This is a genomic window from Sphingobium sp. TomTYG46 (assembly GCF_055396345.1).
Genome location: NZ_AP027324.1, coordinates 465,233 through 477,495, shown reverse-complemented (window position 1 = coordinate 477,495; position 12,263 = coordinate 465,233). Strand labels below are relative to the sequence as shown.

Below are 12,263 nucleotides of genomic sequence, written 5' to 3'. Positions count from 1 at the left end.
CCCCACAGAGGATCTGAACGCGTGTCCAGCCATAAAGACGCGAGGCTTCAGTTGGCGCCGCCCCGTCAGTTTCCCCCTGTTACGATCGGTGAAGTCGGCCGAGATCCCCTACCCGTTCCTATGATACTCATATTCAAACGCGCGGCCCTGTTGCTTGGTCAGCACCGCGCCAATAATGGCGCCGCCCGCCCGGCGCACGCGGTCTACAGCCACTCTCAGGCCGCCATGATGGTTGCGCCCCCACTCCACGATCAACACCGTCGCCTCCGCCTTCGACGCGAGTAGCGATGTATCCGGGACACCCAGGATCGGGGGTGCATCGATCAGCACCGTGTCATAACGTCCCTGAACGGCCGCGAGCAGCACATCCAACGCGGAAGTGGATAGAAGTTCAGCGGGATTAGGAGGGATCGCGCCGCTGGGCAGAAGCGATACACCGGGGACATCACTGCCGACGATCACATCCTCCGCCTTGGCCTGCCCCGTCATGACTTCGCTTAAGCCGCGTTCGGGCGTGACATGGAACAGACCATGCTGTCGCGGCCGACGCATATCAGCGTCGATCACCAGCACTCGACGGTCCAGTTTCGCCAAGGCGAGAGCCAGTGCGTGGACGGTCGAAGACTTCCCTTCGCCTTCCTGCGCGCTGGTAATCAGGATGGAAGCAGGCAATCCGGCCGAGGATGCGAGCAACAGCGAGGATGCAATCGGCACATAGGTTTCCGCAGCCGGCTTGTCGGTAACCGGAACCGTCCCCAGCAGCGGCATGTTGGCACGCTCCGCCAGCGTATCGGCGGAGGTCACGGCGTCGTCGAACACATGGCGTCCCGCGACCATCAGCAAACCCAGCAACAGACCGCCAAGCGAAGCCATCAGCATCGTGATGCCGATATTCGGCGATGACGGCCGCGAAGGGACGGCGGCACGGTCCAACGGCTGTATGCGTCCCGCCTGAAAGCCAGCCTGCGATGCCATGTCACGGTAACGCTGAAGCAGGCTGTCATGCAGCAGCCGATATGTATCGACCGAGCGCTCCAGGATGCTCATCTGCACGCCCCGTCCACGCTCTGCCTGCGCCTGGCGTTCCACGCCCGAAATCTCGGCTTCGATCTGCTTCTCACCATGTACGGCAACTTCAAACTGCTCGTGCAAGGAGGCGCGGATGCTGTTCGCCATCGCGGTCGCCTGATCGTCCAGCGCGGCCAGCCGTGCCCGGGCCTCCCGCATTTCCGGATGGGCGTCCTTACGAAACTGCCGCTCTTCCAGCACTGCTGCCCGCGCTTGCGCCCGTTGCGTCATCAACTGCTGCATCGCACCGTTGTTCAGCACTTCGGGCAGCGTCTCGACACTGGAAAGGCGGGCGCTTTCCCAACGCTTCTGCGCTGCGATCCGATCTGCGGTCGCCTGAGCGCGAAAGGCATTCAACTGCGCTAGCCGCGTCGCGGTCGTGCCGTTCGAGTCGGTAGACCTGTCGCCTCCATCTACGTCCGTCGCTGAAGGCGAGCCATTCTGAGCGGCATAGGCGGCAAGGTCCCGTTCGGCGCGCTCCAGATCCCCTCTCGCACTGTCCAGTTCCCCCAACAGGAAGCGTCGCGCCTGAACGCCGGATTCAAATCCGCGCTTCAGGTCCGCTCTGATCAGACTGTCAGCATAACTGTTCGCGACCCGCGCCGATAATATGGGATCAGCGCTGGTGAAGCTGATGCGGATGACACGGCTCTTGCCCGGCAATTCCACTTCCAGGTTGTCGCGCAGAAGGCCGATGACGGCTTCGGTCTCGACCTGCCGCTGGCTGAGCGATCCGGATCCGCGCTCGGGGCGCCGTTCATCCATACCATCAAAAAAGGTTCGGCTACCGACCAACGCCAACTCGCGTGCCACATCTTCGGCCAAAGCGCGGCTGCGGAGCACCTCCAACTCGGTCTGCATCAGCGCTTCATTGTCAGCGGGCGCGGCCGGTCGCTGGATTGCTCCCGCGCCCGCCGCGCCTGCGGGTACGTCCTCGACCTCAACCGAAGCTGTGGCGCGGTAATCAGGCGTTGAAAGAAGTATGAAGATGATGCCCGCCAGGACGCAAAGCGCCATGGTGACCAACAGGATGATACGATGGCGCCATATCGCCGTCCAGGCGGCACGGGCCGCCGTCACAATGCGAGCGCTGCGTCCCTCCGGCCCGAAGGGCGCATGGTCGTTATCGATGCGGATCGTGCGACCTGCCATCAATGCTCTCCGTCGAGAGACACAAAGGCCGCCCCCAACACCGGCAGCGCCAGCAACGTCCCGCCCAGGATGGCCTTCGCTCGTGATAGCCCAACTATGATCGTATCGCCCGGCAGAATTTCAGGGTCCAGCGCCTCGCCCCGGCGGATCGCATTCAAGTCGAACATCGCCGCTTTCCGTTCACCTTCCACCTGACGAACGACGATGATCTGCTTCAGGCTGGCAAGGCGGCTCGGCCCCCTCGACAACGCGACAGCTTGGAGCAACCCGATGCGCCCTTCGATGGGATAAAGCCCTGGCTGCCTCACCTCGCCATCCACAGTGATACGACGACCGACGGCCTTTTTGATGAAGACGGTAACTTGAGGAGAAACCAGATAACGCTCGCCTAGCTTGCCAGCGATCACGTCTGAAGCCTCGCTAGCGGACAAGCCCGCGACCGGCACATCGCCAATCAACGGCAGACGCACCATACCCGCCGCCGTGACCTCCGCATCCTCCAGCGAAAGGCCGGGTTCATGATATACCTGCACCCGCAGCACATCATCAGGAACGATGTGATAGTCCAGGCCAACCGCTTGAGGAGCGGGTATCACCGCATAGGCAGCGGCTTCGCGGGGGGCGTCTTCAACCGTTGCACAGCCGCCAAGCGAGGCAGAAGCCAGAATGATGACCAGAGCCTGTTGCTTCCTGTTGGTCGGCCAGCCCATTGGTGAAAATTCCCCACGCCTTTCAAACAGTCCGCCGAGGGGCGAAACGCTTGGGCGGGGTTAGCGAGGCTAAATGGCCATGGCAACTGCGGCCATGGCACTCTGGGCCAAGCGGCTCTCGATCAACCCGCCATACGCCCCGGCTGATCGTGCGGCAGGCGACGCGGCTGGTCCGGCCATACGCCGCGCGTATCGTAAACCGCCTTGCCGAAGCGCTCGTCCACCGGGACTGATTTGAACATGTCATGATCAACCAGAATGACGAAAACGCCGCATTGTTCCAGAGCCGTATCGAGATCGATGAGTTCCGCCCCGGTGCCCGCGAACTCCATCGGCAAAGCCTGCGCGTAAGGCTCGACCAACTTGATGCGGCGGCCGTAACGGCGGGCCAGACGGCTCGCCACTTTCACGGCGGGACTTTCGCGGAAATCGTCGATATTTGCTTTGAAAGCCAAGCCGAGACAGGCGACGTCCTCGCCGGGAAACTCGTCGATCAGGTCCGATACCTTGGCGACGACATGGTCGGTCTTCGCGTCATTCACCTCGCGCGCGGCGCGGATCAGGCGGCTATTCTCCGGATCGCCATGAACGATGAACCAGGGGTCCACGGCAATGCAGTGCCCGCCCACTCCCGGCCCTGGCTGAAGGATGTTCACGCGCGGGTGGCGGTTGGCAAGGCGGATCACTTCCCATACGTCAATGTCCATGCCTTCCGCAATGACGGACAATTCATTGGCGAAGGCGATATTGACGTCGCGGAAGCTGTTTTCGACGAGTTTCACCATCTCGGCGGCACGCGCGCTTGTTGTGATGCAGGCTCCGCGTACGAATTGACGGTAAAATGCCAATGCCTTGCGCGCGCATCGCGGTGTTATACCGCCGATACAACGGTCATTGTCGATCAATTCGACCAGAATGCGGCCCGGCAGAACGCGCTCCGGGCAATAGGCGATCGCGACATCCCCGGCCGTGCCTGGTCCCGGCATTTTGAGGTCAGGGCGAATCTTCGCGAACAGGTCTCGCATCGCTTCGGTAGTGCCGACGGGCGATGTGGACTCCAATATTACCGTGTCGCCCGCTTTCAGTACCTCAGCAACGGTTCGCGCCGCGTTCAGCACATAGGAGATGTCCGGCGCGCGATCTTCAGCCACCGGAGTGGGAACCGCGATGATGAAGACGTCGCTCGGTTCGACAGTCAGGCTGGCTCTTAGATTTCCCCGTGCGACTACGCCCTGCACCAGGCCGTCAAGATCGACTTCCTCGATGTGCACCCGGCCCGAATTGACGGTTTCCACCACATGAGCACTGACATCGACGCCCACGACATGCGCTCCCCCACGGGCGATAAGGGCGGCAGTCGGCAACCCGATATAGCCCAGCCCGATGACGGAAACCTTCTGCTGCTTGTCGATAGGCATGCAATAATCCCGGAAAATCGATCAGTTACCGCTGTTTTTGAAGGCAAATGCTAAAGATTCCGGTAACGAACGATCACCGGACGATGAGGTTTTGGAAGAGTTAAAAGCGCCGCACCTGACTCGAAGCTATGCCGCCTCCTCCAGACCTTCCGCCTCGACGCTTCCCGACGCAATGACCGCCGCAATCCGCTGCGCCGCGCGCCCATCGCCAAAGGGATTATGCGCCCGTGCCATCGCCCGGTAAGCCTCGTCATCGTCGAGCAACGCCAACACCTCACCAACAATGCGGGTACGGTCGGTGCCCACCAGCTTGGCCGTCCCCGCCGTCACGCCTTCAGGCCGTTCGGTAGTTTCGCGCATCACCAGCACCGGCTTGCCAAGCGACGGCGCCTCCTCCTGCACGCCGCCGCTGTCGGTCAGGACCAGATGGCACATGTCGAGCAGGCGCACGAAATGCGGATAATCGAGCGGTTCGATCATCGCGACGTTCGGCAGCTTCCCAAGGACCGCCTCCATGATCGGGCGCACATTGGGATTGGGATGGACGGGGAAGATCACCGCCACATCCGGACGAGCCGCGATGTCGGCAATGGATCGGGCAATCGCTTCCATGCCCCCGCCGAAATTTTCCCGCCGATGGGTGGTGACAGCGATGATGCGCTTCCCTGCAAAGCGCGACGCCAATTCATCGAGGCCCGCCGCGAGCGCAGGCGTGCCCGCAATTCTTTCGCGCGTCGCAAGCAGCGCGTCGATCACCGTGTTGCCGGTGATGTGAATGCTGGCCGCATCGCGATTTTCCCGTATCAGGGCATCGGCCGCCGCGCCGGTGGGCGCAAAGTTCATGTCGGCCACGCAAGCGACGACGCGTCGGTTCACCTCTTCAGGCCAGGGATGATAAATATCCCCACTGCGCAATCCCGCTTCCACATGCGCGACCGGAATTTGTCGATAATAGGCGGCAAGGCTCGCGACCATGGTCGTCAGCGTGTCACCATGCACGACGATCCGATCCGGCTTCTCCGCATCGAACGCCTTGCCCAGATCGACGATCAGCTTCGCCGTAAGACCGTCCAGAGTCTGGTTCGGCGTCATCACGTCAAGGTCGATGTCCGGCTTGATACCCGCAATGTCGAGTACCTGGTCCAGCAACCCCCTATGCTGCGCCGTGACGATCACGCGCACATCGACATGATCCCGCGCGCGCAACGCGTGAATGACCGGAAACAACTTGATCGCTTCGGGGCGGGTCCCGAATACCACCGCAACTTTCATCTTTGCCCCCTGATGCGAGCCTTTAAGGCTACCCCCTGCCAGCAAATCGTAACCATCCCCTGAACAAGGGGTAATTCCGACGCGCGCTTTCGCAGGTGCGATGACCTATGCTAGGGCGCAGTCAATCCTTCATTTTTTCGGACGAGGCAGCGGGTAGTTTATGAAGATCACGATGATCGGCACGGGATATGTCGGCCTGGTATCGGGCGCCTGTTTCGCCGATTTCGGCCATGACGTCGTGTGCGTCGACAAGGACGCTGGCAAGATCGATGCGATCTTGTCCGGCCGCATGCCGATCTATGAACCGGGCCTTGATCAGCTCGTTGCCAACAATGCTGCGGCCGACCGACTGACCTTCACCACCGACCTCGCTGCGGGAGTCAAGGGCGCGGACGCGATCTTCATCGCCGTGGGCACGCCCTCGCGCCGCGGCGATGGCCATGCGGACCTCAGCTACGTCTATGCAGCCGCTCGCGAAATTGCCGAAGCCGTGGACGGCCCTACGGTCATCGTCACCAAATCGACCGTGCCGGTTGGCACGGGTGACGAGGTTGAGCGCATCGTACAGGAAGTACGCCCAGACCTCGACATCCAGGTGGTCTCCAACCCGGAATTCCTCCGTGAAGGCGCCGCGATCAGCGATTTCAAACGACCGGATCGCGTCGTCGTGGGCACCACCGGCAACGAACGGGCCATGACCGTCATGGCGCAAATCTACCGGCCGCTGAACCTCAACCAGGCACCCGTCATGTTCACTGGACGGCGCACGGCGGAATTGATCAAATATGCTGCCAACGCCTTCCTCGCGACCAAGATCACTTTCATCAATGAAATGGCGGACTTGTGCGAAGCTGTCGGCGCTGAGGTGCAGGACGTGTCTCGCGGCATAGGGCTCGACAACCGGATCGGCAGCAAGTTCCTTCATGCAGGCCCCGGCTATGGCGGCTCCTGCTTCCCGAAGGACACGCTCGCGCTGGTAAAAACGGGGCAGGATTATGACACGCCGATCCGCATCGTGGAGACGGTGGTGCAGGTAAATGACCTGCGCAAGCGCGCGATGGGCCGCAAGATTGTGAAGGCGCTGGGCGGCGAAGCGCGCGGCAAGACCGTTGCCCTGCTCGGCCTCACCTTCAAGCCTAACACTGACGACATGCGCGATGCGCCCAGCCTCGCCATCGTACAGGCGCTGGAGGATGCCGGAGCCCGCATCGTCGCCTATGATCCCGAAGGCATGGAGGTGGCCCGGCCAATGATGTCAGGCGTCACCATGGCGAAAGATGCCTACGAGGCCGCGACTGGCGCCGACGCGCTCGTACTGGTCACGGAATGGGATATTTTCCGCGCGCTCGATCTCAAGCGCCTTGCCGCTTCGATGACCAAGCCCCTGCTCATTGACCTGCGCAACATCTATCCCCGCAGCGAAGCCGAAGCGGCGGGCTTTGCCCTCACCCGAGTGGGCGGCAAGGGCGTCATCTGATGAATGTTCAGCCGGAGGGGGGCCGGGATGACCTCGGCCTTCCCCGTCTTCATCATTGGCTGATCGCGGCAATGGCCCTGTTCGTCATGACCCTGACCCTCCCCGTGATAGCGGGCTTCATCTGATCCATTCCCACCGGCGCTAGATCAGGCTTTGAGCTTCCACCCGCGCTTGAGCAGCACATAGCACAGCAACGCCAACGCGACGTTGAGCACCAGCAGAACGATGCTTCCCACGACAACATCTCCGTCCGCCGCCGCGACGAAACCGTAGCGAAAGCCCGATATCGCGTAGAAAAACGGGTTGGCATGGCTGATCGCGCGGAACACGGGCGCCAGCCGGTCAATGGAATAGAATGTGCCAGACAGCAGCGTCATCGGCCCAATCACGAAATTGGTGATCGCGGCGGCATGATCGAACTTTTCCGCCCAGATCGATGTCAGTACCCCGATGAACGCTGTCAGCGCCGCCCCCATCAGCCCAAACCAGACGATCGCCCAGGGATGCGCCGGTGTCACATGGACCCCCGGCCACAGCGCCATCGCCCCCCACAGCGCCAGCCCCACACAAACCGCCCGCGTCACCGCCGCGCCGACCAGAGCCAGCAGCAACTCACTATTGGAAAGCGGCGGCATCAGATAGTCGATCAGCGTGCCCTGCATCTTCCCCGCCAGGAGAGAAAAGCTGCTGTTGGCAAAGGCATTGTTCATCATGCCCATGATCATAAGCCCCGGCGCGATGAAGTCCGCGAAGGGGACGCCCAGTACCTGCCGGTTCGCCCCGCCCAACGCGATCGAGAAAATGATAAGGAACATCAGCGTCGTAACCGCTGGCGCCCAGATGGTCTGGAGCTGCACCTTCATGAAGCGGCGCACCTCTTTCTGGTAGAGCGCTCGGGCGCCCGCCCAGTTGACGTTGCGGATGACAAGCTCACCCGGCTCATGAAAAGGAGGAGGCGAAGAGGCGGATACGGAAAATTGGGGCTGTTCGTTCATGCTTCGATCGACTATCGGCTGGTCTGTTGTGCCGCAAGGGCGTTGTGCATGGGCTTTAACCTGTGCAGGCGCGTCCCATATAGGGCGCTAGCCAGAGAATTTGAGGAGTCATTCATTGTCCTGGACCGACGAGCGTATCGACCAGCTCAAGGGAATGTGGGAAAAAGGCCTGACCGCCAGCCAGATCGCGGACGAACTGGGCGGTGTCAGCCGCAATGCCGTGATCGGCAAGGCGCATCGCCTTGGCCTGCAATCGCGCCCTTCGCCCGTAAAGCCGAACGAGGCGCCCAAAAAGGCTGCTCCCGTCCGCAAGCCCGCACCCGAAGCCGAAGCGCCCAAACCCGCCGCGCCGGTGCAGCATAGCGCACCCGCTCCCACACGTCCCGCTCCGTCGGTTGCGCCCGCGCCCGCACAATCTGCCGCAGCTCCTGCCGCAGACACCCCTACACCCGCGCCGCAGCCTCGCATCATATCGGTTGGTCCGGGCGGATTCCTTCGCCAGGGTCCCGGCGACCAGCAGGCACCGATCCCACCTGCCCCTCCCCGCCGCCTGGTCCCTGCCAAGCCTAGCCCGGAAATCGCAGGCAAGACATCGCTGCTCGACCTGACCGAGCGTATCTGCAAGTGGCCGATGGGCCATCCGGGCGAACCGGACTTCCACTTCTGTGGTGAGACCGTGAACCCCGGCTTCCCTTATTGCGTGGAACATTGCGGCCGCGCGTATCAGGCTCAGCTGCCGCGCGGTACGCGCCGTCCGCCTCCGCCCCTGCCTTTCGGCGGTCCGCGCGTTCGCTGACTCTCCGTTAAGCTCTGAAATTTGATGGGGCCGGTCGATTAGGGTGTGTAGGGATTCAGTTCAGGACGAGGCGAAAATGGTGAATTTCGAGAACCGGCGCGCAGCGTACTTCAGTACGTGAGCACCGGAAGCGCAGAAAGTCGCCATTTGCAGCCGTCATGGGCTGAATCCCACACACCCTAGACCGGCCCCTTCTTCATAGCTCCTGCTTGCGCCCGCCGCCGACCCGCTTATAGCTTGTGCGCATGTCCGATCTGTTCGCGAGCCAGCCGCTTTCCTCCTCCGATTACGATGCATCCTCCATCGAAGTGCTCGAAGGACTGGAGCCGGTTCGCCGCCGTCCGGGCATGTATATCGGCGGGACGGACGAGCGGGCGCTCCATCATCTCGCCAGCGAAGTGCTCGACAACAGCATGGACGAAGCGGTTGCGGGACATGCCACCCGTATCGAGGTCACGCTGGAACCCGGCAATAAGCTGACCATCACCGACAATGGCCGCGGCATTCCGGTTGGAATGCACCCGAAATTTCCCGGCAAATCGGCGCTAGAGGTGATTCTCACCACGCTCCACTCGGGTGGCAAGTTCACCGACAAGGCTTATGCCACATCCGGCGGCCTGCATGGCGTAGGCATCAGCGTGGTGAACGCGCTTTCGATCGTGACCGTGGTAGAAGTTGCCCTCAACAAGGAATTGTTCCGTCAAAGCTTCGCGCAGGGCTTGCCTACCAGCGGCCTTCAGAAGATCGGCGGGGCACCTAATCGGCGTGGCACATCGGTCAGCTTCATCCCCGACCATGAAATTTTCGGCGAGCAGAAATTCAAGCCCGCCCGCCTTTACCGCCTCGCCCGTTCCAAGGCCTATCTGTTCGCGGGCGTCGAGATCCGCTGGAAATGCGCGCCCGAACTCATAAGCGACGATACGCCAGCGGAAGCTGTGTTCCAGTTCCCCGGTGGTCTTGCCGATCATTTGAAGGAACAGATCGGCACACGCGAATGCGCCACCAGCGCCTTCTTCTCTGGTAGCCAGGATTTTCCTGACACCGCAGGCCGCGTCGAATGGGCGATCGCCTGGCCGCTTTGGTCTGACGGCAGCTACAGCTGGTACTGCAACACCATCCCGACACCCGACGGCGGCACGCATGAAACAGGGGTGCGCGCCGCTTTGGTAAAGGGCATCCGCGCCTTCGCCGAACTGGTCGGCAACAAAAAGGCGAAGGACATCACCGCAGACGACATCGTGACCTCTTCGGAAATCATGCTGTCCGTTTTCATCCGTGATCCCCAATTCCAGAGCCAGACCAAGGATCGCCTGACCAGCCCGGAAGCCGCCCGCCTCGTCGAGAACGCGGTGCGCGATCATTTCGACCATTATCTGTCGGACCATATGGAGCGGGGCAAGGCGCTGCTTGCCTATGTCATCGACCGCATGGACGAGCGGCTGAAGCGCAAGGCGGAAAAGGAGGTCAAGCGCAAGACCGCGACATCCGCCCGCAAGCTGCGATTGCCGGGCAAGCTTACCGATTGCTCGACCGACGATCCCGAAGGCACGGAAATCTTCCTGGTCGAAGGCGATTCGGCAGGTGGGTCGGCCAAACAGGCACGCGACCGCAAGACGCAGGCGATCCTGCCCCTACGCGGCAAAATCCTGAACGTCGCTTCCGCCAATAACGCAAAGATCCTGGCGAACCAGGAAATCGCCGACATGATCCTGGCCTTCGGTTGCGGCACGCGGAAGGACTGCAATCCCGACAATCTGCGCTATGAGCGCGTCGTCATCATGACCGACGCTGACGTCGATGGCGCGCATATCGCCACACTGCTCATGACCTTCTTCTTCCAGGAAATGCCGGAACTGGTGCGGCGCGGGCACCTCTATCTCGCCCAGCCGCCGCTCTACCGCCTCGTTGCCGGGGGCAAGAGCCTCTACGCACGCGACGACGCCCATCGCGAAGAATTGCTGCGCACCGAGTTCAAGGGCAAGAAGGTCGAAGTCAGCCGCTTCAAGGGGCTTGGTGAAATGAATCCCGGCCAGCTGCGCGAAACCACCATGGACCCCAAGACCCGCAGCCTCATCCGCATCACCCTGCCCGACGATATCGAGGATCGTCAGCAAGTGCGGGAATTGGTCGAGCGCCTGATGGGAACCAACCCCGCCCATCGCTTCGCCTTCATTCAGGAAAATGCGGCCACGGTGGACGAAGAAGCGATCGACGCCTGACCCTCTCGTAGGCAAGCATCGCCGCGCGACAGTGCCCCCCTCCGGATTTCGTGGCTACCGCAGCATTAACCACTGCGGGGTACGGGATGTTCAATTTTCCGGGCGATACGGGCAAGCATGTCAGGCTTCGCCCAGATCCTTCGCATCGCACCGCTTGCCGCACCGGCTCTGCTGCTGTCGGTGCAGAGCGGCACCGCGCTCGCGCAAACCCTTACGCCGACCGGCAGCATCACCAGCGCCGCGTTAAAGGGCGCAGACTATGGACAGGCCGATCGCCTGGCATCCACCCTGCTCGCAGGCGGCATGAGCCGCCTTGCCGCCATCAGCGCGCAGCAGGGCAGCATGTCATCCTTCAACTGGGCGCCGCCAGTCGCGGAACCGCAAGCTATCGTCAACGACAGCCGCGTTGACCGGACGCTTTCGCGCATGCCCGGATGGGAACTGCAAGGCATCCGCCTGACCCTCAGCCAGCCTGCCCTCAGCTACAAGCAACCCGACCTCGTGCCCACCTTCATGCGCGACCTCATCACAGCGCCTGCGGCCACCTTCGCCATGCCCAAGCCCACCCCGCTGTCATCTGCTCCAGCGCCGCGCGCGGGACAGCCGGACATCTTCGGATCGGTGGCGATGGCAGTCAGCCGGACACCGCTCGACGACAAATGGGCCGCCGCTACCCGGTTCGCTCCGGCTACCATCCTGTCAGCCAGCCTTTTGCGGTCGACCCGCGCCGCCGCCGGACTACGGCAGGTGGAGATGGTCAATAGCTGGGTCAACAGCCGCCTGCGCTTCGTTGACGATCGGCAGGGCCGCGACAGCTGGGCTTCAGCCAGCCAGTCGCTCCAACGCGGGGCTGGCGACTGCGAAGATTATGCCATCGCCAAGATGCAACTTCTGGAAGCGGCGGGCTTCGATCGCCATGCGATGTTCCTCGTCATCGCGCGCGATCTGGTGAGGCAGGCCGATCACGCGGTGCTGGCAGTGCGTGTTGGCAGCGACCTGATGATCCTAGACAATATGACAGATCGGGTGCTGCCTTCTTCAGAGGTCAGCGACTATCGGCCGATCATGAGCTTCAACGCCTACGGACGCTGGACTCACGGCTATCGCGTAACGAAGCCGCAGCCGGTCCAGTTCGCCGCTCGCTGAGCCACTTACT

Annotated in this window: 10 protein-coding genes; 5 read left to right on the top strand and 5 right to left on the bottom strand. The window is 62.1% G+C overall.

Annotated features, from left to right (window positions below; translation table 11 throughout):
* Positions 1–108 precede the first annotated feature (108 nt).
* From ACZ5YV_RS02495 to wecB, 4 genes are all read right to left on the bottom strand, one after another.
* On the bottom strand, positions 109–2,220 hold the full coding sequence (locus tag ACZ5YV_RS02495; RefSeq protein WP_464788433.1) for a GumC family protein: 2,112 nt from the start codon (positions 2,218–2,220) through the stop codon (positions 109–111).
* Positions 2,220–2,930: a polysaccharide biosynthesis/export family protein gene (locus ACZ5YV_RS02490; RefSeq protein WP_464788432.1), complete on the bottom strand. Its 711-nt coding sequence runs from the start codon at positions 2,928–2,930 to the stop codon at positions 2,220–2,222. Before ACZ5YV_RS02490 ends, ACZ5YV_RS02495 begins: the two co-directional genes overlap by 1 nt.
* A 122-nt stretch (positions 2,931–3,052) precedes the next feature.
* A complete protein-coding gene (gene wecC / locus ACZ5YV_RS02485; protein ID WP_464788431.1) occupies positions 3,053–4,348 on the bottom strand; it encodes a UDP-N-acetyl-D-mannosamine dehydrogenase in 1,296 nt (431 codons plus the stop codon).
* Between the two features lie 126 nt (positions 4,349–4,474).
* Positions 4,475–5,620 carry a non-hydrolyzing UDP-N-acetylglucosamine 2-epimerase gene (gene wecB, locus ACZ5YV_RS02480; RefSeq protein WP_464788430.1) on the bottom strand — a complete coding sequence of 382 codons (1,146 nt, stop codon included), beginning with the start codon at positions 5,618–5,620 and terminating at the stop codon, positions 4,475–4,477.
* 160 nt (positions 5,621–5,780) lie between these two features.
* Here wecB and ACZ5YV_RS02475 point away from each other — a divergent pair, with 160 nt between their 5' ends.
* A complete protein-coding gene (locus ACZ5YV_RS02475) occupies positions 5,781–7,097 on the top strand; it encodes a UDP-glucose dehydrogenase family protein (protein ID WP_464788429.1) in 1,317 nt (438 codons plus the stop codon).
* A complete protein-coding gene (locus ACZ5YV_RS02470; protein ID WP_464788428.1) occupies positions 7,097–7,222 on the top strand; it encodes a hypothetical protein in 126 nt (41 codons plus the stop codon). Before ACZ5YV_RS02475 ends, ACZ5YV_RS02470 begins: the two co-directional genes overlap by 1 nt.
* 21 nt (positions 7,223–7,243) lie before the next feature.
* On the opposite strand, the gene ACZ5YV_RS02465 is transcribed toward ACZ5YV_RS02470, so the two are convergent.
* A complete protein-coding gene (locus ACZ5YV_RS02465) occupies positions 7,244–8,092 on the bottom strand; it encodes an ABC transporter permease (protein WP_464788427.1) in 849 nt (282 codons plus the stop codon).
* A 115-nt stretch (positions 8,093–8,207) separates the two neighbouring features.
* On the opposite strand from ACZ5YV_RS02465, the gene ACZ5YV_RS02460 reads away from it, so the two are divergent.
* The 3 genes from ACZ5YV_RS02460 to ACZ5YV_RS02450 all read left to right on the top strand — a co-directional run bounded on the left by ACZ5YV_RS02460 (position 8,208) and on the right by ACZ5YV_RS02450 (position 12,253).
* Positions 8,208–8,888: a GcrA family cell cycle regulator gene (locus tag ACZ5YV_RS02460; protein ID WP_464788426.1), complete on the top strand. Its 681-nt coding sequence runs from the start codon at positions 8,208–8,210 to the stop codon at positions 8,886–8,888.
* 245 nt (positions 8,889–9,133) lie between these two features.
* Positions 9,134–11,107, top strand: a complete 1,974-nt coding sequence (gene parE, locus ACZ5YV_RS02455; RefSeq protein ID WP_464788425.1) for a DNA topoisomerase IV subunit B — start codon at positions 9,134–9,136, stop codon at positions 11,105–11,107.
* A gap of 117 nt (positions 11,108–11,224) precedes the next feature.
* Complete coding sequence (locus ACZ5YV_RS02450; RefSeq protein WP_464788424.1) at positions 11,225–12,253, top strand: transglutaminase-like cysteine peptidase; 1,029 nt, start codon at positions 11,225–11,227, stop codon at positions 12,251–12,253.
* Positions 12,254–12,263 lie beyond the last annotated feature (10 nt).

Excerpts from the sequence above, each read along its gene's own strand:
- ACZ5YV_RS02465 (WP_464788427.1), bottom strand. The coding sequence starts at position 8,092 with ATGAACGAACAGCCCCAATTTTCCGTATCCGCCTCTTCGCCTCCTCCT.
- parE (WP_464788425.1), top strand. The coding sequence starts at position 9,134 with ATGTCCGATCTGTTCGCGAGCCAGCCGCTTTCCTCCTCCGATTACGAT.
- ACZ5YV_RS02490 (WP_464788432.1), bottom strand. The coding sequence starts at position 2,930 with ATGGGCTGGCCGACCAACAGGAAGCAACAGGCTCTGGTCATCATTCTG.
- wecC (WP_464788431.1), bottom strand. The coding sequence starts at position 4,348 with ATGCCTATCGACAAGCAGCAGAAGGTTTCCGTCATCGGGCTGGGCTAT.
- ACZ5YV_RS02450 (WP_464788424.1), top strand. The coding sequence starts at position 11,225 with ATGTCAGGCTTCGCCCAGATCCTTCGCATCGCACCGCTTGCCGCACCG.
- ACZ5YV_RS02475 (WP_464788429.1), top strand. The coding sequence starts at position 5,781 with ATGAAGATCACGATGATCGGCACGGGATATGTCGGCCTGGTATCGGGC.
- ACZ5YV_RS02470 (WP_464788428.1), top strand. The coding sequence starts at position 7,097 with ATGAATGTTCAGCCGGAGGGGGGCCGGGATGACCTCGGCCTTCCCCGT.
- wecB (WP_464788430.1), bottom strand. The coding sequence starts at position 5,620 with ATGAAAGTTGCGGTGGTATTCGGGACCCGCCCCGAAGCGATCAAGTTG.
- ACZ5YV_RS02495 (WP_464788433.1), bottom strand. The coding sequence starts at position 2,220 with ATGGCAGGTCGCACGATCCGCATCGATAACGACCATGCGCCCTTCGGG.